This window comes from Pseudomonas sp. FDAARGOS_761 (assembly GCF_013343155.1).
Lineage (GTDB): Bacteria > Pseudomonadota > Gammaproteobacteria > Pseudomonadales > Pseudomonadaceae > Pseudomonas > Pseudomonas aeruginosa.
Genome location: NZ_CP054572.1, coordinates 3,876,105 through 3,894,635 on the forward strand (window position 1 = coordinate 3,876,105; position 18,531 = coordinate 3,894,635).

Below are 18,531 nucleotides of genomic sequence, written 5' to 3' on the forward strand. Positions count from 1 at the left end.
GTAACCTCAGTTTATAAACGGCTCTACTGGAACTGCGTTTTTCGGAAGCTGCTCAGGTTTTAATACGTAGTTTTTCTTCTGCCAGAAGCATCGGCAATTGTTGGGGTTCTGATTGGCAACAAACATGTTGTGATGAGATCCATAAACCCCGTGTTGCATTTCGTCGTCTGGAATAATGTCTAATGGTCTATAGCCCAAGGTTCCAACAGGAATGATCCTGCCGCTAATTGTCTTGCACGGCGGGCAGTCTTTTGGGCAGTTTTGCTCTTTTGTATCGCTGTCAGCTTGTGGCGTAGCTCCGGAAATACTAGCCACCAGCAATGCTCCCCCTAACAGTCTTCCCGCAGGTAATCGAATATTTTCGGGTATCCAATCGTATGCTGATTTAGGAATATCAATCTCTATTGCTGCTAGACCTAAAGGATCAATACGGTTGAGGGGGGCTCCCTGTACATATCCGTATGTGTTCACTCCCCCACTTAGTCCAATCGGATCACTCTCCACATACCGCCCAGTCTCCGGATCATAGTCGCGGAAGTAGTTGTAGTGCAGCCCGCTTTCCGCATCGTAGTACTGCCCGGGGAAGCGCAGGTTGACCTGGGTGCTGCCCTGGCTCAGCGCTTCGCCGCGGCCGAAGGCGTCGGACTGCCACTGCCAGGCGATCTGGCCGCTGGCGTCGGTGGCCAGGCGCGGGGTGTCGAGGTGGTCGCCATGGAGGTAGAGCAGGGTTGGGTTGCCGACCTTGCCCTGGGCGTCGTAGTCGGCGTCGATGGTGGCCAGCGGCAGGCTGTCCAGCCACAGGTAGTACTGGGCTCGCAGTTTCCGGCCGCTGCCGTCGTGTTCGGCTTCGCCGAGCAATTGGCCGTCGGGGCCGTAGAGGTAGGTGGTGATGCTTTCGGGGGTGAGCTTGACGATGCGCTGGCCGAGGGCGTTGTAGCGGTATTCGGCGACCTGCTGGCCGTCGAGGCTGACGCTTTGCAGGCGGCCCTGGGCGTCGTAGGCCAGTTTGCGTGCGGCGCGGTCCTGGGTGAGGTTGCCGGCGGCGTCGCTGGTCACCGCTTGCGCGCCGATGGCGGTCAATCGGTTGCTGTCGGGCGCGTACTGGTAGTCCTGGCTGCTGGCGGTGCCGCCTGAGGCGGGGTTGTCGCTGCGTTGGGTGCGGTTGCCGACCGCGTCGTAGGCATAGCTGCGCCCGCCCTGGACGCCGCGTTCCTCGGTCAGGCGGTCCAGCGGGTCGTACTGGTAGTCCAGGGTGCCCCAGAGGCTGTGGCGGTGCTGCTGGATATTGCCATTGGCATCGTGCCGGTAGTCGCTCTGCCAGGGGCCGACCTTCTGCCGCAGCAGTTGGTAGTCCTGGTCGTACTCGCGGCTGAGAGTGATGCCGTTGCCCCAGGTCAGGCGCAGCAGCGGGCCGAAGGGCAGGTAGGCGATCTGCCCGACCAGGGTGCTCGGCGCCTTGTCGCCTACTGCCAGGGTCACGCTGGCGACCTGGCCGCCGGCGTTGCGCGGGTAGCCGATGGCGAGGCCGGAGGGGTAGCCGATCTCCAGCAGTTGGTTGGCCGCGTCGTAGCGGTAGGTCACGCGGTCGAGCAGGGTCTGCTGGTCGAGGCGGATGCTGCGTACCTGCTCGACCAGGTTGCCGCGCTCGTCGTAGCGGTACACCAGGCTGTCGCGGGCACCTTCGATGGCGCCCAGGCGGCCGATGCCCTGGTTGCCGTCGGCGGTGAGGTCGTAGCGGTACTGTACGTCGAGGCTCGGGTCGCTCGGCGAGTGGCGCTCGATCAGGCGATTGAGGGCGTCGTAGCGATACTCGGTGACCGCACCGCGAGCGTCGGTGCGGCGGATGACGTTGCCGGCGGCGTCGTGCTCGAAGGTGGTGGTGCCGCTGTCCGGGCTGACCAGTCGGGTCAGGTTGCCGAGGCCGTCGTATTCGTAGCGGGTGGTGACGCCGCGCGGGTCCTTGACCTCGGTGAGGTTGTCCTGGGCGTCGTAGGCGAGTTGGGTCTTGCCGCCGAGAGGATCGCTCTGGCCGACCAGCCGGTCGAGGGCGTCGAAGGCCTGGCTGTGGGCGAACTGGCGCGGGTTGGTTTCGCCGACCGGATTGTCGTTGAGGTCGTAGGCGAAGCTGCGTGTCTGGCCGCCGGCGCCGACCGCACGGAGCAGCCGGCCAAGCTCGTCGTAGGCCCATTGCTGCTGGCGCACCAGGCTGCCGCTGGCGTCCTTGATGCGCTGGGCGGTGCGATTGCCCTTGGTGTCGACGTCGTATTCGAGGCGTTCGCCGAGGTTGTTGCCGATCGCCACCAGCCGCCGTGCGTCGTCGTATTCGTAGCTCAGCCAACTGCCGTCGCCGCGGGTGACGCGGGTGATCTGGCCGACCGCGTCATAGTCGAAGCGGGTGGTGCTGCCAGCGGTGCTGACGGAGGCCAGCCAGCCGTCGACACCGGTGTAGGCGAGGCTGCTGGTGACGCCGTTGGCATCGGTGATGCTGCCGGGCTTGCCGCGCTCGTCATAGTCGCCGAGGCGGGTGACCTGGCCGAGGGCGTTGGTCACCTGGGTCAGGTTGCCGCGACTGTCGTAGGCATAGAGGGTGACGTCCTGCACATCGGTGCGCGGACCGTCGGCGCGCTCGATCAGGCCGAGGGCGTTGTAGCTGTAGCTCCAGGCGCGCTCGGCCGCCTGCGCGGGCAGGGCGAGGGCGCAGGCCAGGGCGAGGGCGCCGAGGCGGGGGAAGTATGGGGGGATGCGCATGGGTGTCGTCCTTGTCAGCGGGTGGTGACGGTCTCGCCGGTCTTGCGTCCCTCGGCGTCGTACTGGTAGCGGGTGATCCGGCCGGGCTCGCTGACCTGCACCGGGAGGAACAGGGTCGGGTGCCAGTCGGTTGTGATGGTGCGCGCCTGCGCAGTGCCGGCGGCCTCGGTGCGCGAGGTCTCCAGGCCACGGGCGTTGTACTGGTAGGTGGTCAGGTTGCCGTTGTTGTCGCGTTTGCTGCTGAGCAGTCCGCGTTCGTCGTAGGTGAAGGTGGAATTGCTGCTGGGGCAGTTGGGAGAGGGTTCGCCTTCGATGGCGACGATGCGCTTGATGCCCTGGATCACCTGGAAGCGGTAGGTGGCCTGCTTGCCGTATTCGTTGGTGACGGTGGTGGAGCCGTCATCGTTGTAGGCGAGGGAGACCTTTTCGGCGCCGTTGGCGTGTTCGCTGGAGATGGCGCGGCCTTGGTTGTCGTAGGCCCAGGTGGCGAACCGGCGATTATTGTTATCCTGGATGCCTGTAAGTAGTTTTATGTTCCTCGGGTCGTCATAGAGGTACTGTGTTTTCGTGCTGTATTGCCCATCTGTTCGTGTTACCGAAGTGAGTCGCTGTTCCTTGTCGTATGTGTACTCAATGGATATACCCCCTGTCTGAGCGCGAAGGAGTTGATGGTTGGCTCCCTCCGAGAGAACGAGTTTGTTGCCATGCTCGTCGCTAATCACAAGATTAGCGCCTCGCTCTACACGATACTTGCGACCCTCCTTGGTCTTGAGCCTGGCGAGTTTTCCATACGGGTCAAACTCTATAGTTTCGTTGAGCTCCGAGGTATAGAAAAATCTTCCTGCTAGTCGGCTAAGCCTTCCCAGATCCGTGAGGGAAGTTAGATCTCTCCCGGCCCCAGTGAACTCCGAAACCTTTCCGTCTTCGCGGTAAAGTAGGTAGCTATCATCCTTGCGTGTTATGCGCGGAGAGAACGAATGACGCCATAATCCGTCCAGGCCATTGTAGTGTCGGGCAAGCGGAATCGGGGTTATTAAGTCATGCTCGACCTGATATTTGTTGCCATTGGTGATGTTGACCGGGTTTCCTGCGCAACCCTCCGGCGGCGGAGCCCCCTTGTCGGGGCCATTTTTATCTGGAAGCTTACAGCCAGCGTCATCCATTTCGTAACCGGGGCGACAATCGCAGCTTCCTGTCTCGTTATTAAGCTCAGCCCCTAGTGGGCAGCTGTTGCCGATCAAGGTAGCTCCCGAGGTCTGCCAAGTAATCCCGCCAGTACCCGAAACATTGCATTGAACCCACTTGGGATTCATTTTCTCAATTGTTTTTAGCCAGTTTTTTGATGTATTATCGAAGTAGTACTGGCACGCCGCCGCATAGGATGGAAAGAAGGCTGTAGGTTCCCCTGGTATGCTAATTTTCCATTGATAAAGTTCAGCATTAGCGCTCTGGGCGAAGAACAACGTGAACATTAAACGCGTTACAGAACGTAGCCTCCCCTGAGCTAATAGACTTGCCTTAGTCCTCATTTATCCTTTCTCCTGGGCCACAAAAAGCTTCGTTTCCTGCCACTTCCGGTTCGCAATGAAGCCCCCTCGATCATCTACCCGGCTTACTATTCGCCCCAAATCCAGTGCCGATCATGTCCGGCAGTCGAGTTTCGTATAGATGTTCACTGTATTCCGTGAGCCAGTCTTAAGAACCGACGGCGTTTACGCAAATTTCTGTCCGTGAGCCAGACGGGAGCAAGCACGCGGCCAAGGTGATTAAGCCAGGAATCTACCGACCTCGGACGAGGTGGCGCAGTCGGCCTGCCTTGCGGCCACCGCCGGCGGCAAAAACTCCAATGGAGGACGGCCAGTCCCGCTATGCCCAAGGACGATGAAACGACACCCCGGCAAAACCGGAAAATCGCCAGTTTGGATCTCCTGCAATGCAGGAAAACTCCCGGTATCTCGCCCAGGCTAAAGGACACAAAACGTTCTTTTGAGCTGGGGACGAAATTCCTGAATTTTCAGGAGAGGGTCGCGCGACCGTGCCCACAATTTTGAGGAGACAGTCAGGCACCGCAGATCACGACCACTACTAATGGGGGAAAGTGAGAAAAACCTACCTTGTCGGACCCACCTCCGAGGGATCCCTCCCGATACGGGTACAAAAGCGTGCCCGTCGCATGTGCCGGAGACTTTCCCGCCATATACCGGAAGATTTTCCGGCATGGCTTGGCCAGGATCTGCAATGATTCCGCACTCCCCCTACGGCCAGAGTCCGGAAAGTTTCTGGTCCCTCCTGATCGGCGGAAAATTCCGCCTATCTCCAGCACCTCATCCGCCTGGATGCGATCTGCCGGCACCGCCCTCAGGCACACCATCACATCGAGCCCAAACCTCGACGTAATGGCACTAGGCTAGAACTGCCCGGAAAACCACAATGAGGACGTGCTCTCGATGAAGGTGAAAGATCTCGAAGCTGCATCCAGCGATGCGCTTGGTAGGGTATTCGGAGGATTAAGACGCGCGCGAAGGTCGCGATGAGAAGGGAAAGCGAGGATCGAGCTTACCGGGAGCGGCGCAGGCCACCCGGTTGTCCTGCTGGCGCTGACGACAGACATTTGAGCTGGCCGGCATGGAAAAGCCCCGTCTGAGCGATTCAGGACGGGGCTTTCTTTTAGGCTTACTGCACCCACCATGCCCCGACAAAGAACTGGCCCAGGAGAAGCGATTTGCGGTAAGTGCCCGATATATTTGGCGTCCCGGAGAGGGGTCGAACCTCCAACCTTCCCCTTAGGAGGGGGATGCTCTATCCAATTGAGCTACCGGGACACGCCGGACATGGCGAGCGGTGCGCCGCGTCCGGGCGGCATGTTAACGGCAGAGAAAGCGTTTGTCATGCCACTGCCACCAAGGCTGCGCATAATTTTCCGCAACCCTGGAGGTGCAGCATGAACCAGACCGTCGCCATTCCCGCCGCACAGGACCTGCCGGACGCCCCGCGCCAGCCGCGGATACCGGACTCCCCCTTCGCCAGCTTCGACGTGCGGATCGCCAGCGAGCACGACGCGCCGCGCCTGTCGTTGCTGCTACAGCAACTCGGTAGCGCCGATCCGCGCCCGGACCCGGCGTTGCTGGCCATCCAGCTGCAACGACCGCGCGGCGACCGGGTCACCCTGGTGGCCGAGCGCGGCGAGCGCCTGCTCGGCACCTGCACCCTGCATCTGATCGAACACCTGGCGCACGATTTCGCCCGCTCGGCGATTCTCGAAGACATGGTGGTCGACCGCCACGCCCGCGGCCAGGGCGTAGGCCGCGAGCTGATCGGCCGGGCCGTGGAGCGCGCGCGCAGTTGGGGCTGCTACAAACTGGCGCTTTCCAGTCACCAGGACCGGGAAACCGCGCAGCGCTTCTATGCCGCGCTAGGGTTCACCAGCCACGGCGTAAGCCTGGCGCTGCATCTGGGCTGACAGCATCATGCATTTTGCAACCGGCAAAATGCCCATCCGTGCAAAGTGCATGCGAGAGAGTCTCGGACACATATATAATTCATTGATTTAAAAGGATTTTTTATAGAAAAAAGTTGGCACAACCGCTGCTACAAGACCCTCAGGATCAAACCTTGGCCATCTGCCTGGCAAAGCTACGAAATGGAGGTGAACATGAGCAGCTCACGCAACCTGGTCGGCACCGGACTTCTTTCCCTGCTGGCTCTCGTAGTATTCCAGAACAGCGCACTGGGCGACGAGGACAGGACGCAGGAACGCAACGGCGAAAAGCCGGTAGTGCTGGACAGCAACGCAACGCCGCAGTGGGCACCCGCTGCGCAGCGACTGGTGATCCAGGCGCCCGAAGAATCCCCGCGCATCGTCACCGTAGGCGAGGACGAGCGCGGCACGGCGCTGGTGACCGCGGCCGACGAACAGGCCTGGACATTCTGACGAAGCAAGCGCCGGGAGACCGGCATCCAACGACGCTACACCGCCGCACAGGTCCCCGGGATGCTGGCGGGCGGAAGGGAGAAAGAACATGTGGATCCTGGCTTTGCCGCTGACCGCCCTGGCCCTTTCGGTCGGCGTCTACGGGCTGCTCTGGCTGATAGAGCGCGGAGGAGACGAATATCCAGCGAAGCTTCCGCTGAGCGACAAGGGCGCCACGGAACCTCGGCGCCACTGAGCCGGCACAAGGAACAGCGAGCCCGACGGAGAGGGCTCCGGGAGTGAAACCATGTCACGATCCGCCGTCATTCTTCTGTTCGTGGTGATCGCCAGCGCGATCCTGGCGCTGAGCCTGCCGCCCGATGCCACCCTCCTCGCCTGGTGCGCCTGGGGACTGCTGGGCATATCCGGCGCCTGGCTGCTGTTTGCGCTGGTGGTAGGTCGGCGAATCCGCTTCGATCCCAGCCTGGACTAATTTCGCCCACAACGCCCCACAACGCCTTGCCGGGCGCTACAGCGTCGCTCACAGCGGCAGGCACATGCCGTCGTGTGCCAGTTCCACCCCCTCGGGCAACGCAGCGGGGTGGTCCAGCAGCCAGGCGTCCAGCGCATGCCCGACGTGAGTCAACACGGCCCGCCGGGGACGCAGTGATTCGATGCACTCCAATGCCCGCGTCAGGTCGTTGTGGTTGCGCGGCGGCCGCTCCTGCGGCGGCATCGAGCAGTCCAGCACCAGCAGGTCCAGCGGCGCCGCGAGCAATCGCGAGGCGCTGTCCGCCGGCAGCCCGACGGTATCGGTGAGGTAGGCCAGACGCCGTATCGTTCCCTCCTCGGAAGCCCCCTCCAGCAAGTAGCCGAAGGTCGGCTTCGAGTGGACCAGCGGTAGCGCGGTCGCCGCCAACGCGCCCCACTGGCGCCGCTCGAAGGCGCCGAAGGGCTGGCTGAAATCGAGGATACCCGGATGCTTGTAGAGGTCGGCGAGGCCCTCCGGGTCGGCCGGGCCATGCACCGGGATCACCAGACTCTGGCCCCAGCGCAGGTGCAGCAGGCCCTGGGCGTGGTCGGCGTGGTAATGGGTCTGGAGGATGCCATCGAGGCTATGGGGCGGGAAGCGCTCGCAGAGATCGACCAGGCCGCTGTCGATCAGCCAGCGCTGGCCGGCGCACTCCAGCAGCGCGCTACAGGGACGGCGACGCAGGCCGGCGTCGGCGCGCGCGTTGCGACAGGCCGGGCAATCGCAACCGTAGACCGGCACCTGGCGGGCGTCGCCGGTGCCGAGCAGGGTCAGGCGCATGCGCGGTCGCTGCCGAGACGGGCCAGGAGGCTGCGTAGCGTGTCGTCGAGGTCACCGGAGTTGTCCAGTTGGAACAGCGGGCCCTCCAGGCCGGCGGCGAACTCGGCGTTACGCGCCAGGCGCGCCTCGATTTCCTCGGGGCTTTCCCGGCCGCGCGCCAGCAGGCGCTGGCGCAGCACCTCGGGTTTCACCCCGAGCAGGACCGCGAGCAGATCCGGATAGCGCCGGCGGGCCTGCGCCAGGTAGCCGCGCGAGCCGTTCACCAGCACGTCGTAGCCCTGCGCCAGCCACTCGTCGATCTGCACTGGGATGCCATAGCAAAGGCCGTTGGCGCGCCAGCTCATGGCGAACGCCGAGGCCCGCTCGAGGGTGTCGAATTGCGCCGGGGTCACCGCCTGGGCGTCCTCCCCCACCGCTTCCGCGGAGCGCGTGATCACCCGCCGCACGATACGGCAGCCGCGCAGCGCCAGGGGCTCGCGCGCGGCCTGCAACAGGCTGTCCTTGCCCGAGCCGGAAGGCCCCATCAGATAAATCAGTCTGCCTGTCATCAGAACACTCTCTGCCCGCCGCGCCAGACCTGGCGCACCACCGGCTGGTTGTTGCCGAGCGCCCGCGCCTGCAGCAGATCGGCGCGCAGGCCGACGCGGATTTCGCCACGATCGGTCAGCCCGGCGGCCAGCGCCGGGGTACGGCTGACCATCGCCACCGCGCGCGGCAGGTCGTAGCGGATCGCATCATACTCGCTGTGCTCGCCGGCGAGCAGCAAGGCCGCATGCAGCAGGCTGGCCGGATAGTAGTCGCTGGAAAGGATATCCAGCACGCCGATTCCCGCCAGTTGCGCCGCCGCCACGTTGCCCGAATGGGAACCGCCGCGGACCACGTTGGGCGCACCCATCAGCACCTGCAGGCCGTGCTCGTGGCTGGCCCTGGCGGCCTCCACGGTGGTCGGGAACTCGGCGATGGCCATGCCGTAGCCGGCCGACTCGCGGACATGCGCGAGGGTCGCGTCGTCATGGCTGGCCACCGACAGGCCGCGTCCCTGGCAGACATCGACGATGGCCGCACGGGCGGCGTCGCTGTAGCGCTCGGAGTTGGCTACCTGCTCGACGATGAAGGCGTCCATCTCGGCATCGCTCAGGTGGTACTTGCCCTGGTAGTACTCGCGGTACTTCTCCAGCCTGGCGAACTGGCGCTGGCCGGGGGCGTGGTCCATCACCGAGACCAGTTGCACCAGCGGATGCTCGACCAGTTCGCGGAACACCTCCAGCGTCTGCGGATGGCTGACCTCGCAACGCAGGTGCAGGCGATGGTCGGCGCGCGCGTCGCCGCTGGCGGCGGCCTCGCCGATGGCCTCGAGCATCTTCGGCAACTGCTGCATGCGCTTGCCCTTGGGGTTGACGTCGCCGATGGACAGCGCGTCGAACACCGTGGTGATCCCCGCGGCGACGATCTGCGCGTCGTGCGCCAGCACCGCCGAGGCCGACGGCCAGTCGACGCCGGGACGCGGGGTCATGTGCTTCTCCAGGTTGTCGGTGTGCAGCTCGACCAGGCCGGGCAGCAGGTAGTCGCCCCCCAGGTCCTCGGCCCCGGCCAGGTGGCTGCGGCCTTCGTCGACCGCGGCGATCAGGCCGTCGCGCAGCAGCACGCTGCCGACGAAGACCCGCTCGGCGCTGACTACCCGGGCATTGCTGAGAACGCGTTCAGACGACATGGGCTTGCTCCTGGCGGGAAAGCTCCTGGCTCATGTCCAGGTAGCGGCTGGCCACCGCCTCGCGGGCGGCGCGGTCGTGGAAGATGCCGATCAACGCGGCGCCGGCGCCCTTGGCTTCGCCGATCAGTTCCAGCACTACCTGGCGGTTGGCTTCGTCGAGGGACGCGGTCGGCTCGTCGAGCAGCAGGATCGGCCACTCGACCATGAAGCCGCGGGCAATGTTGACGCGTTGCTGCTCGCCGCCGGAAAAGGTACCCGGCGCCAGTTGCCAGAGGCGTTCCGGGATGTTCAGCCGGGCCAGCAGGCTGCGCGCCCGCAGTTCGGCGCTGTCGCGGCTCCAGCCACGGGCCAGGGCCGGCTCCATGACCACGTCGAGGGTCGCCACCCGCGGGATCACCCGCAGGAACTGGCTGACGTAGCCGAGGGTCTGGCGGCGCACGGCGAGCACCTCGCGAGGCTCGGCGCCGACCAGTTCCAGCCAGTCGCCGGCGTGGCGCAGGCGGATGCTGCCGCCGGCCGGCAGGTAGTTGCCGTAGAGCGTGCGCAGCAGGGTGCTCTTGCCGGCGCCGGAGCGACCGTGGAGCACCAGGCATTCGCCGCCGGCGACATTGAAGTTGAGCCCGCGCAGCACATTGAGCACTACGCCCTGTTGCTGGTGCAGGGTGAAGGTCTTGCTGAGGTCGCGGACCTCGATCAGGTTGTTCATCGCTACTTCTCCGGGCGCCCGTCGCGCGGACCGGCGCCGACGCTTCGGCTCAGGGTTGCAGGACCGACGACACCAGCAATTGCGTGTACGGATGCTGCGGGTCGTCGAGAATCTGGTCGGTGAGACCGGCTTCCACCACCCGCGAACGGCGCATGACCATCAGGCGGTCGGCGAGCAGGCGCGCCACCGCCAGGTCGTGGGTGACGATCACCACCGCCAGGTCCAGCTCGCGCACCAGGCCGCGCAGCAGGTCGAGCAGGCGCGCCTGCACCGACACGTCGAGGCCGCCGGTGGGTTCGTCCATGAACACCAGGCGTGGCGCCGAGACCAGGTTGCGGGCGATCTGCAGGCGCTGCTGCATGCCGCCGGAAAAGGTTCGCGGCAGGTCGTCGATGCGCAGCGGATCGATCTCCACCTGTTCCAGCCAGTCCAACCCGGCCTGGCGCAGCCGACCGTAGTGGCGCACGCCCTGGGCCATCAGCCGTTCGCCGATGTTGGCGCCGGCGGACACGCCCATGCGCAGGCCGTCGCGCGGGTTCTGCTCGACGAAGCCCCACTCGGTGCGCAGCAGGGTGCGCCGCTCGGCTTCGCTGGCGGCGTAGAGGTCCAGCCAGCGGTCGCCGTCGTCGCGGTAGGCGACCGTGCCGGCGTCCGGCGGGCAGCGCCCGGAGAGCAGCGAGAGCAGGGTCGACTTGCCCGAGCCGGACTCGCCGACGATGCCCAGCACTTCGCCGGGGTAGAGATCGAAGTCGACCTCCTGGCAGCCCTTTTCCGGCCCGTACAGGCGGGTCAGGCCGCGCACCGAGAGCAGCGGCCGGTCGCGCGCGTCGAGGCTCGCATCGATGGATTCGCAGACCGCGTTCATTGCGCGTCCTCCCCTTCTTCCTGGCGGGCACGCCGCTGCGTGCAGTAATCGGTGTCGGAACAGACGAAGCGCTTGCCGCCACGGTCGTCGACGATCAGTTCGTCCAGGTAGGACTCGTGGCTGCCGCAGAAGGCGCAGCTTTCCTCCCAGCGCTGGACCTCGAAGGGGTGGTCCTCGAAATCCAGGCTCGCCACCCGGGTGAACGGCGGCACCGCGTACAGGCGCTTCTCGCGACCGGCGCCGAACAGCATCAGCGCCGGGTTCATGTCCAGCTTGGGGTTGTCGAACTTGGGAATCGGCGAGGGATCCATCACGTAGCGCTCGTCCACCGTCACCGGGTAGGCATAGCTGGTGGCGATATGGCCGAAGGTGGCGATGTCCTCGTAGAGCTTCACGTGCATCACCCCGTAGTCGTTGAGCGCATGCATGGTCCGGGTCTCCGCCTCGGAAGGCTCGATGAAGCGCAGCGGCTCGGGGATCGGCACCTGGTAGACCATGATCTGCTCGCCGCTCAGGGCGGTTTCCGGTATCCGGTGGCGGGTCTGGATCACCGTCGCCTCCGGGGTCCGTTCGGTGGTGGCGACCCCGGCGGTGCGGGCGAAGAAACGCCGGATGGATACCGCGTTGGTGGTGTCGTCGGCGCCCTGGTCGATCACCTTGAGCACGTCGTCGGCACCGAGGATGGCCGCGGTCACCTGCATGCCGCCGGTGCCCCAGCCGTAGGGCAGCGGCATCTCGCGGCCGCCGAAGGGCACCTGGTAGCCGGGGATCGCCACCGCCTTGAGCAGGCCGCGGCGGATCATGCGCTTGGTCTGCTCGTCGAGGTAGGCGAAGTTGTAGCCCTGCTCCGGCGCGGCGCTGGCTTGCGGGGAAAGGCTCATGCGCGCTTCTCCTGGACAGTGGGTTGCGCGGATTCGGCGACGCCGGGACGACGCAGCTTGCGAATCAGCTCCAGCTCGGACTGGAAATCGACGTAGTGCGGCAGCTTCAGGTGCGAGACGAAGCCACCGGCCTCGACGTTGTCGCAGTGCATCAGGACGAACTCTTCCTGCTGCGCCGGCGACACCACCTCCTCGCCGTATTCCTCGGCGCGCAGGGCGCGGTCGACCAGGGCCATGCCCATCGCCTTGCGCTCGGCGTAGCCGAAGGCCAGGCCGTAGCCACGGGTGAATTGCGGCAGCTCCTCGCGGGAACCGACGAACTGGTTGACCATCTCGCACTCGGTGACCTCGATCTCGCCCACCGGCACCGCGAAGCCGAGTTCCTCGGGCTCCAGCCAGACCTCGCAGGCGCCGATGCGGATCTCCCCGGCGAACGGATGGTTGCGGCCGTAGCCGCGCTGGGTCGAATAGCCCAGGGCGAGAAGGAAGCCCTCGTCGCCGCGGGCCAGGGCCTGCAGGCGCTGGGCGCGGCCGGTGGGGAAGTCGAGCGGCTCGCGGGTGATATCCGGCACCGCGCCGGGCAGTTCGTACTCCGGCGTCATCAGGCCTTCCCGGTCGAGCAGGCCGAGCACGCGCGGACAAGGCTCCAGGGACGCGCCCCGCTCCACTTCGGGGCCGGGGTAGTCGCCCTCGGCGAGCAGGCTGAAGTCGAGCAGGCGATGGGTATAGTCGAAGGTCGGACCGAGCAGTTGCCCGCCCGGCAGGTCCTTGTAGGTCGCCGAGATCCGCCGTTGCAGGCGCATCCCGGCGGTATCCAGCGGCAGGCTGGCGGCGAAGCGCGGCAGCGTGGTGCGGTAGGCGCGGAGGAGGAAGATCGCTTCCATCAGGTCGCCGGCCGCCTGCTTGATCGCCAGTGCCGCCAGTTGCTCGTCGTACAGCGAACCTTCGGTCATCACCCGCGATACGGCCAGCGGCATCTGCTGGCGGATCTGCTCCACCGACAGCTCCGGCAGCGCGGTATCGCCGCGGCGCTTGCGCGCCAGCAGGCGATGGGCGTTGTCGATGGCCTTCTCGCCACCCTTGACGGCTACGTACATCAGGCCACCTCCTCGACGGGTTCGCTGACCCGGGTACTGCGTGGCAGGCCGAGGATGCGCTCGCCGGCGGCGAAGAAGGCATCCAGGCCCCTGGGGAATTCGGTGCGTGCGGCGCGCTGCGCCCAGAACCCGGCGCTCACCGGCAACGCTACCTGGCGCACCTCGGCGATACCCGGTCCGCGCCACTCCAGCGAGGCGCCGCCATCGAGGCCGGCAAGTTGGATCAGCAGGGTGCAGGACTGGTCCGGATAACGGTCGCTGCCGCTGTCGAAGCCGCTCAGGTCGTCCAGCTCGCGTTCGTCGAGCAAGGCGAACAGCGCCTGCTCGCGCTCGGCGACGATCGGGCAGCCGCAATGGAAGGCCAGGTTGGCGCGCAACGTCGGGCTGTCGAGACCCGGCGCCAGCCACAGCGGGGTGTCGGAGTCGAGGAAGCTCAGGCACAGCGCGTAGCTGGCCGGTTGCAACGCGGCCAGCGCCGGTGCGCGGTCGAGGTTGCGTACCAGCCCCGGTTCGGCGAGGGCCTTGAGCGCCGCGCGGAAACTCCGCTGGGCGTCCAGGACCGGGTCCTGGAACGCCGGTTGCAATAGCGCGGCGGTATCCGCCGGGCTGGGAAGCGAAGCGCTGGTCATCAATCTTCTCCTCGGACCAAGGTGAAGAACTCCACCTTGGTAGTGGCGATTTCCGCCTCCTGGGCGGCACGGCGCTCGGCCTGGGTACGGGCCAGCGGTTCGATCAGGCGCGCCTGCCAGGCCGCCGCATCGGCGCCCTGCAGGTGCGCGTCGGCCAGGGCGGCCAGTTCGGCGTGGCGCTTGTCGCGCCCGGCGACATAGCTGTAGCCGGTACGTCCGTCAGCGAGGCGGACCACGCAGCGGGTCACGGTCATCTCGCCGAGGTTGAACGGGCTGCCGGTGCCACCCATGCGTCCGCGCACCAGGGTCATGCCGGTCTCGGCGGCGCGCAGCAGGTGATAGTCGGCATCGCGCAGGGCGTCCGCATGGGCGTCCAGCTCCTCGCGACGGGCGCGGGCGAGCACGCCCATCCAGCGCTGTCGTGCGGCGATGGTGGGATCGGAATGCAAGGCGGTCATGGGCTTCTCCTAGGGGGCAACCTGGTACTGGAAGCGATCGGCGCGGCTGATCGACTGGGCCAGTTCCACCGGTTGGCCGGTACGGTCGCGGGACAGGGTGAGGACGGTGAGCAACGGCGCATGGCGGGGCATCAGCAGGCGCGCCGCCTCCTCGCGGTTGGGCAGGCGCGCACCGATCAGGCTGTAGGTGCGGGTCAGCGGCAGGCCTTTGTCGGCCAGGTAGCGACGCAGCGAACCGCCCTGGTAGTCGGCGAGCAGCTCGCTGCGGGAAACGGCGTAGCAGTGGCGGATCAGGCTCACCGGCTGGCCGTCGAGGTAACGCAGGGTGGTCAGTTCCAGCACCCGCCCGCCCTCGCCGATCCCCAGGTGGGTGGCCTCGGCGGCGCCGGCCGGACGCTGGCGCGCCTCCAGCAGCCGAGCCTCGACCCGGTGGCCCTGGGCCGAGAGCGACTCGGTGTAGGCGTTGGCGGCGCCCATCGGGTAGATCGTCGGCGCCTCCAGGACCTGGGTGCCCTTGCCCTGGCGCCGCAGCACGCGGCCTTCGAGCACCAGTTCGTCGAGCGCCCGGCGCAGGGTATGGCGGTTCACCGCGAAGCGCTGGGCCAGCTGGATCTCGCCGGGCAGGTAGTCGCCGGGGCGGTAGGCCAGCAGTTCCTGGCGCAGCCGTTCGGCCAGTTCGCGGTACAGCGGTTCGCTTTGTCTAGACAAGTGCATGGTTTGGAAAGGGCGCACCAGGCGCCCTCCTCGCGTCGTCAGATGAACAGCTTGCGCAGGCGTTGTGACAGAACGTCGATCAGGCTCACCACCACGATGATCACGATCAGCACGGCGCAGGTCTGGCCGAACTGGAAGCCGCGGATGGCCTCCCAGAGGATCACGCCGATGCCGCCGGCGCCGACCATCCCGACCACGGTGGCGGAACGCACGTTGGACTCGAAGCGGTACAGCGAATAGGAGATCCACAGCGGCAGGACCTGCGGGATGACCCCGAAGATGACCTCCTGCAGGGCGCTGGCACCGGTGGCGCGGACGCCTTCGACCGGACCGGGGTCGATCGCCTCGACCGCCTCGGCGAAGAGCTTGGCAAGCACCCCGGTGGTGCTGATGAACAGCGCCAGCACGCCGGCGAACGGGCCCAGGCCGACGGCGACCACGAAGAGCATGGCGAAGACCATCTCGTTGATCGAACGGCAGGCATCCATCACCCGCCGCACCGGCTGGTAGACCCACCAGGGCACGATGTTCTCGGAGGCCAGGATCGACAGCGGGATGGCGCAGACGATGGCCAGCACCGTGCCCCAGAGGGCGATCTGCACGGTGACCAGCATCTCGCTGAGGTAGAGCTTCCAGTTGCCGAAGTCCGGCGGGAAGAAGTCGGCGGCGAAGGTCGCCATGTTACCGGCGTCGCGGAACAGCACGGCCGGGTTCATTTCCGCGCCCTTCCAGGACCAGGCGAGGATGGCGAGGAACAGGCCCCAGCCGACCAGGCGTCCCCAGGATGGCTTGCCGGTGGCGGCCGCCGCGGCGGTGGTGCTCAGAGTGCTCATATCGGGAATCTCGACAGCGGTATTGGCGAATCGGGTGGGGCGCGGCGCCGGCCGCGCCCGGGGTGGATCAGCCGGCGTTGGCGGCGGTCTTCTGCTCGCGCTCAGCCATGCGTTTCTCCAGCTTGGCCAGCTCCTCGTCGAGGGCCTTCAGCTTGGCGGCCTTCTCTTCGGCGCCGAGGTTGGCGTTGTTCGCCACGTCGGTGCGCTGCTTGAACAGCTCGAGCTGGCGGATCGGCAACAACTGGTCGTCGTCGGAGGGCTGGAACTTCGACCATTGCAGGTCGGCGAGGACCTTCTTCTGCTCGGCGTTGGCGCCGTACTTGAAGAAGAAGTCGCGCAGCTTGTTCTTCTGCTCGTCGCTCAGGTTGTTGCGCCACACCAGCGGGTCGCCCGGAATCAGCGGCGACTTCCAGATCACCTTGAGCTGCCTGGCCTTCTCCGGCTGGGTCAATTCCAGGCGCTCCATGCCCTCGGTATTGAAGGTGGCGACGTCGACCTGCTTGTTGGCCACCGCCAGGGCGTTGACCTCATGGCTGGAGTTGAGGGTGCGCTTGAAGGCCTTGACCGGGTCGACGTTGTTCTTGGCGAACACGTAGTAGCCGGGCACCAGGTAGCCGGACGTGGAGTTCGGATCGCCGTTGCCGAAGGTCAGGCTCTTGGCGTTCGCCAACATGTCCTCGACGCTGTCGATCTTGCTGTCCTTGTTGGCGATCAGCAGGCTCCAGTAGCCCGGCGCGCCGCTGGCGGCGACGGTCTGGGCGAAGATCTCGCCGTGGGCGCGATCCACCGCTTCCATGGCGGCCTTGTTGCCGTACCAGGCGATGTCGACCTTGTCGAAACGCATGCCCTGGATGATCCCGGCGTAGTCGGGGGCGAAGAAGGCCTTCACCTGGTAGCCGGTCTGCTGGCTCATGTCCTTGAGGAAGGGCTCCCAGATGCTCTTGAGGTTCTGCGACGACTCGGTGGAGATGATCCCGAAATTGATCACCGGCTGGTCGGCGTGCGCCATCCCGGCAAGGGAGCCGGCGAGCAGGGCGGAAGCCGCGAGCACACGACTGAAGCGTTTCAACATGGAGAGAACTCCTGGGCAGGGTTTGGCGGGTTTTTATGCGGTTCGAATGACGTCAGGCGCGCGCGAGGGTCAGTTCCGGCTGGCTCTCCGCCCCGCGCCGGGCACGGTCGGAAAACAGCAATGGGGTGTCCCCTTCGGCGCCGTAGAGTTCGTTGAGGAAGCCTTCGGAAAGGTGCTCGCTGCTGCCGTCGAAGAGGATCCGGCCGCCCTTCAGGGCCACCGCGCGCGGGCAATAGCGCAACGCGTAGTCGACCTGATGCAGGGTCACCACCACGGTCTTGCCGTCGTGGCGATTGATGTCGGCGAGGATGTCCATCACCTTGCGCGCCGACTCCGGGTCGAGCGAGGCGATCGGTTCGTCGGCGAGAATCACCTCGGCCTTCTGGGTCAGGGCGCGGGCGATGGCTACGCGCTGCTGCTGGCCGCCGGAGAGGGTCGAGGCGCGCTGCCCGGCGAAATCGGCCAGGCCGACCCGCGCCAGCGCTTCCAGGGCCTGGCGCTTCTGCTCGGCGCTGAACAGCCCCAGCGAACCGCGCCAGCGCGGCATGCGACCGAGGAAGCCGAGCAGGACGTTGTCCAGCACGCTGAGGCGGTTGACCAGGTTGAACTGCTGGAAGATGTAGCCGATGTCGGCGCGCAGGCGGCGCACTTCGCCGCTCAGGCGACCGGACGCCTGCAGGCGGCGACCCAGCACGTCGATGCTGCCGCCGTTGTCGCGGTCGCAGCGGGCGAGCCCGGCGACGTGACGCAGGAGCGTGGATTTGCCGGAGCCGGATGCACCGATCAACGCCACCATCTCGCCCGCCTGGATCTCCAGCTTCAGGTTGAAAAGCGCCTGCTTGCGGGCAAAGGTCTTGTTCAGGCTGTCGACACGGATCACCGCGCTCATCGTTCTCCCCTCCAATCGGTTGCACGAAGACGCCAGCGGCGCCATCTGGTGTAGACCAAGATAGGAGGAGACTGTGTCAGACCGGTGAAGTGACGATGACAGTCGAGTGACAATCCATTGAACGACCGATGGTCAGAAGGCCATCATCTAACCCCAGTAAAAAACTAGGCTTTTGTTGAATCGCTCGCATTTCAGATAGCTGGTACTGGCAAAACGCCGTCACGCAACGCACAATTGACGTCAACTAATTGTTGTTTCCGAAATAACAGACTGAACGGCTGGCGGAAATCGTGGTCATAGGCCCGAGAACAATGAACGCTTCCTCGGCACCGCTTTTCCCTGACTCTACAGGTTCAATGTATGCGCCCACTGAAACAGGCAACTCCTACCTACTCCAGCCGTACCGCTGACAAATTCGTCGTTCGTCTGCCCGAGGGCATGCGTGAGCAGATCGCAGAAGTCGCTCGCAGCCATCACCGCAGCATGAACTCCGAGATCATCGCCCGACTCGAGCAGAGCCTGCTCCAGGAAGGGGCGCTGCAAGACAATCTCGGTGTTCGCCTGGACAGCCCGGAACTCAGCCTGCACGAGCGCGAGCTGCTGCAGCGTTTCCGCCAGCTGACCCACCGTCAGCAGAACGCGCTGGTCGCCCTGATCGCACACGATGCGGAGCTGGCCCAGGCCTGAGCGCCGAAGCCCACGCGTA

At 65.6% G+C, this 18,531-nt stretch carries 20 protein-coding genes and 1 tRNA gene; 5 read left to right on the plus strand and 16 right to left on the minus strand.

All coding sequences use genetic code 11. The features are described from left to right. Window positions 1–6: 6 nt before the first annotated feature. The 3 genes from FOC67_RS18035 to FOC67_RS18045 all read right to left on the minus strand — a co-directional run bounded on the left by FOC67_RS18035 (window position 7) and on the right by FOC67_RS18045 (window position 5,570). On the minus strand, window positions 7–2,748 hold the full coding sequence (locus FOC67_RS18035) for an RHS repeat domain-containing protein (protein ID WP_256679230.1): 2,742 nt from the start codon (window positions 2,746–2,748) through the stop codon (window positions 7–9). Window positions 2,749–2,762: 14 nt separating this feature from the next. Next, window positions 2,763–4,220, minus strand: a complete 1,458-nt coding sequence (locus tag FOC67_RS18040) for a DUF6531 domain-containing protein (RefSeq protein ID WP_224429323.1) — start codon at window positions 4,218–4,220, stop codon at window positions 2,763–2,765. Between the two features lie 1,273 nt (window positions 4,221–5,493). Further along, window positions 5,494–5,570 (minus strand) — tRNA-Arg (locus tag FOC67_RS18045). 119 nt (window positions 5,571–5,689) lie between these two features. Between FOC67_RS18045 and FOC67_RS18050 the strand changes: the two genes are divergently transcribed. The 4 genes from FOC67_RS18050 (at window position 5,690) to FOC67_RS18065 (ending at window position 7,151) form a co-directional block, all read left to right on the plus strand. Next, window positions 5,690–6,208, plus strand: coding sequence for a GNAT family N-acetyltransferase (locus FOC67_RS18050; protein ID WP_003091762.1), 519 nt, complete (start codon window positions 5,690–5,692; stop codon window positions 6,206–6,208). A gap of 192 nt (window positions 6,209–6,400) precedes the next feature. Next, window positions 6,401–6,679 carry a hypothetical protein gene (locus tag FOC67_RS18055; RefSeq protein ID WP_003109295.1) on the plus strand — a complete coding sequence of 93 codons (279 nt, stop codon included), beginning with the start codon at window positions 6,401–6,403 and terminating at the stop codon, window positions 6,677–6,679. A gap of 88 nt (window positions 6,680–6,767) precedes the next feature. Continuing rightward, window positions 6,768–6,914 (plus strand): hypothetical protein, encoded by a 147-nt coding sequence (locus FOC67_RS18060; protein ID WP_003091766.1) that lies wholly within the window; start codon window positions 6,768–6,770, stop codon window positions 6,912–6,914. 51 nt (window positions 6,915–6,965) lie between these two features. Continuing rightward, the gene (locus FOC67_RS18065) at window positions 6,966–7,151 is read left to right on the plus strand and encodes a PA3371 family protein (RefSeq protein ID WP_003091768.1); all 186 of its coding nucleotides are present in this window, start codon (window positions 6,966–6,968) and stop codon (window positions 7,149–7,151) included. 48 nt (window positions 7,152–7,199) lie between these two features. Here FOC67_RS18065 and phnP read toward each other — a convergent pair whose 3' ends face one another. From phnP to phnC, 13 genes are all read right to left on the minus strand, one after another. After that, complete coding sequence (phnP, locus tag FOC67_RS18070) at window positions 7,200–7,970, minus strand: phosphonate metabolism protein PhnP (protein WP_009313674.1); 771 nt, start codon at window positions 7,968–7,970, stop codon at window positions 7,200–7,202. Continuing rightward, window positions 7,961–8,518, minus strand: a complete 558-nt coding sequence (phnN, locus tag FOC67_RS18075; protein ID WP_003109293.1) for a phosphonate metabolism protein/1,5-bisphosphokinase (PRPP-forming) PhnN — start codon at window positions 8,516–8,518, stop codon at window positions 7,961–7,963. The genes phnP and phnN overlap by 10 nt, the downstream gene beginning before the upstream one ends. After that, entirely contained in the window at window positions 8,518–9,681 is a 1,164-nt protein-coding gene (locus tag FOC67_RS18080) for an alpha-D-ribose 1-methylphosphonate 5-triphosphate diphosphatase (protein ID WP_003091776.1), read from the minus strand. The genes phnN and FOC67_RS18080 overlap by 1 nt, the downstream gene beginning before the upstream one ends. Further along, window positions 9,671–10,387 (minus strand): phosphonate C-P lyase system protein PhnL, encoded by a 717-nt coding sequence (gene phnL / locus FOC67_RS18085; RefSeq protein WP_003091778.1) that lies wholly within the window; start codon window positions 10,385–10,387, stop codon window positions 9,671–9,673. Before phnL ends, FOC67_RS18080 begins: the two co-directional genes overlap by 11 nt. A gap of 49 nt (window positions 10,388–10,436) precedes the next feature. Next, window positions 10,437–11,252, minus strand: coding sequence for a phosphonate C-P lyase system protein PhnK (gene phnK / locus FOC67_RS18090; RefSeq protein WP_003091781.1), 816 nt, complete (start codon window positions 11,250–11,252; stop codon window positions 10,437–10,439). Next, the gene (locus FOC67_RS18095) at window positions 11,249–12,133 is read right to left on the minus strand and encodes an alpha-D-ribose 1-methylphosphonate 5-phosphate C-P-lyase PhnJ (RefSeq protein ID WP_003091784.1); all 885 of its coding nucleotides are present in this window, start codon (window positions 12,131–12,133) and stop codon (window positions 11,249–11,251) included. Before FOC67_RS18095 ends, phnK begins: the two co-directional genes overlap by 4 nt. Beyond that, window positions 12,130–13,230 carry a carbon-phosphorus lyase complex subunit PhnI gene (locus tag FOC67_RS18100; RefSeq protein WP_003091786.1) on the minus strand — a complete coding sequence of 367 codons (1,101 nt, stop codon included), beginning with the start codon at window positions 13,228–13,230 and terminating at the stop codon, window positions 12,130–12,132. The genes FOC67_RS18095 and FOC67_RS18100 overlap by 4 nt, the downstream gene beginning before the upstream one ends. Further along, window positions 13,230–13,859, minus strand: a complete 630-nt coding sequence (phnH, locus tag FOC67_RS18105; RefSeq protein ID WP_009313673.1) for a phosphonate C-P lyase system protein PhnH — start codon at window positions 13,857–13,859, stop codon at window positions 13,230–13,232. The genes FOC67_RS18100 and phnH overlap by 1 nt, the downstream gene beginning before the upstream one ends. Next, window positions 13,859–14,317 carry a phosphonate C-P lyase system protein PhnG gene (gene phnG, locus FOC67_RS18110; RefSeq protein ID WP_003091790.1) on the minus strand — a complete coding sequence of 153 codons (459 nt, stop codon included), beginning with the start codon at window positions 14,315–14,317 and terminating at the stop codon, window positions 13,859–13,861. The genes phnH and phnG overlap by 1 nt, the downstream gene beginning before the upstream one ends. 9 nt (window positions 14,318–14,326) lie before the next feature. Further along, on the minus strand, window positions 14,327–15,049 hold the full coding sequence (gene phnF / locus FOC67_RS18115; protein WP_003091792.1) for a phosphonate metabolism transcriptional regulator PhnF: 723 nt from the start codon (window positions 15,047–15,049) through the stop codon (window positions 14,327–14,329). A 20-nt stretch (window positions 15,050–15,069) separates the two neighbouring features. Continuing rightward, window positions 15,070–15,864 carry a phosphonate ABC transporter, permease protein PhnE gene (gene phnE / locus FOC67_RS18120; RefSeq protein ID WP_003091793.1) on the minus strand — a complete coding sequence of 265 codons (795 nt, stop codon included), beginning with the start codon at window positions 15,862–15,864 and terminating at the stop codon, window positions 15,070–15,072. 67 nt (window positions 15,865–15,931) lie between these two features. Beyond that, window positions 15,932–16,936: a phosphonate ABC transporter substrate-binding protein gene (gene phnD, locus FOC67_RS18125; protein WP_003091795.1), complete on the minus strand. Its 1,005-nt coding sequence runs from the start codon at window positions 16,934–16,936 to the stop codon at window positions 15,932–15,934. A 52-nt stretch (window positions 16,937–16,988) separates the two neighbouring features. After that, a complete protein-coding gene (gene phnC, locus FOC67_RS18130; RefSeq protein WP_003130253.1) occupies window positions 16,989–17,825 on the minus strand; it encodes a phosphonate ABC transporter ATP-binding protein in 837 nt (278 codons plus the stop codon). A 360-nt stretch (window positions 17,826–18,185) separates the two neighbouring features. Here phnC and amrZ point away from each other — a divergent pair, with 360 nt between their 5' ends. Continuing rightward, on the plus strand, window positions 18,186–18,512 hold the full coding sequence (amrZ, locus tag FOC67_RS18135) for a transcriptional regulator AmrZ (RefSeq protein WP_003091802.1): 327 nt from the start codon (window positions 18,186–18,188) through the stop codon (window positions 18,510–18,512). Window positions 18,513–18,531 lie beyond the last annotated feature (19 nt).

What these genes read in the sequence shown, in the direction of transcription:
- FOC67_RS18060 (WP_003091766.1), top strand. Translation starts at nt 6,768, where the DNA reads ATGTGGATCCTGGCTTTGCCGCTGACCGCCCTGGCCCTTTCGGTCGGC.
- phnC (WP_003130253.1), bottom strand. Translation starts at nt 17,825, where the DNA reads ATGAGCGCGGTGATCCGTGTCGACAGCCTGAACAAGACCTTTGCCCGC.
- FOC67_RS18050 (WP_003091762.1), top strand. Translation starts at nt 5,690, where the DNA reads ATGAACCAGACCGTCGCCATTCCCGCCGCACAGGACCTGCCGGACGCC.
- FOC67_RS18035 (WP_256679230.1), bottom strand. Translation starts at nt 2,748, where the DNA reads ATGCGCATCCCCCCATACTTCCCCCGCCTCGGCGCCCTCGCCCTGGCC.
- FOC67_RS18040 (WP_224429323.1), bottom strand. Translation starts at nt 4,220, where the DNA reads ATGTTCACGTTGTTCTTCGCCCAGAGCGCTAATGCTGAACTTTATCAA.
- phnL (WP_003091778.1), bottom strand. Translation starts at nt 10,387, where the DNA reads ATGAACAACCTGATCGAGGTCCGCGACCTCAGCAAGACCTTCACCCTG.
- FOC67_RS18080 (WP_003091776.1), bottom strand. Translation starts at nt 9,681, where the DNA reads ATGTCGTCTGAACGCGTTCTCAGCAATGCCCGGGTAGTCAGCGCCGAG.
- phnK (WP_003091781.1), bottom strand. Translation starts at nt 11,252, where the DNA reads ATGAACGCGGTCTGCGAATCCATCGATGCGAGCCTCGACGCGCGCGAC.
- FOC67_RS18100 (WP_003091786.1), bottom strand. Translation starts at nt 13,230, where the DNA reads ATGTACGTAGCCGTCAAGGGTGGCGAGAAGGCCATCGACAACGCCCAT.
- phnG (WP_003091790.1), bottom strand. Translation starts at nt 14,317, where the DNA reads ATGACCGCCTTGCATTCCGATCCCACCATCGCCGCACGACAGCGCTGG.
- phnP (WP_009313674.1), bottom strand. Translation starts at nt 7,970, where the DNA reads ATGCGCCTGACCCTGCTCGGCACCGGCGACGCCCGCCAGGTGCCGGTC.
- phnN (WP_003109293.1), bottom strand. Translation starts at nt 8,518, where the DNA reads ATGACAGGCAGACTGATTTATCTGATGGGGCCTTCCGGCTCGGGCAAG.
- phnD (WP_003091795.1), bottom strand. Translation starts at nt 16,936, where the DNA reads ATGTTGAAACGCTTCAGTCGTGTGCTCGCGGCTTCCGCCCTGCTCGCC.
- phnH (WP_009313673.1), bottom strand. Translation starts at nt 13,859, where the DNA reads ATGACCAGCGCTTCGCTTCCCAGCCCGGCGGATACCGCCGCGCTATTG.
- phnE (WP_003091793.1), bottom strand. Translation starts at nt 15,864, where the DNA reads ATGAGCACTCTGAGCACCACCGCCGCGGCGGCCGCCACCGGCAAGCCA.
- FOC67_RS18065 (WP_003091768.1), top strand. Translation starts at nt 6,966, where the DNA reads ATGTCACGATCCGCCGTCATTCTTCTGTTCGTGGTGATCGCCAGCGCG.
- FOC67_RS18095 (WP_003091784.1), bottom strand. Translation starts at nt 12,133, where the DNA reads ATGAGCCTTTCCCCGCAAGCCAGCGCCGCGCCGGAGCAGGGCTACAAC.
- FOC67_RS18055 (WP_003109295.1), top strand. Translation starts at nt 6,401, where the DNA reads ATGAGCAGCTCACGCAACCTGGTCGGCACCGGACTTCTTTCCCTGCTG.
- amrZ (WP_003091802.1), top strand. Translation starts at nt 18,186, where the DNA reads ATGCGCCCACTGAAACAGGCAACTCCTACCTACTCCAGCCGTACCGCT.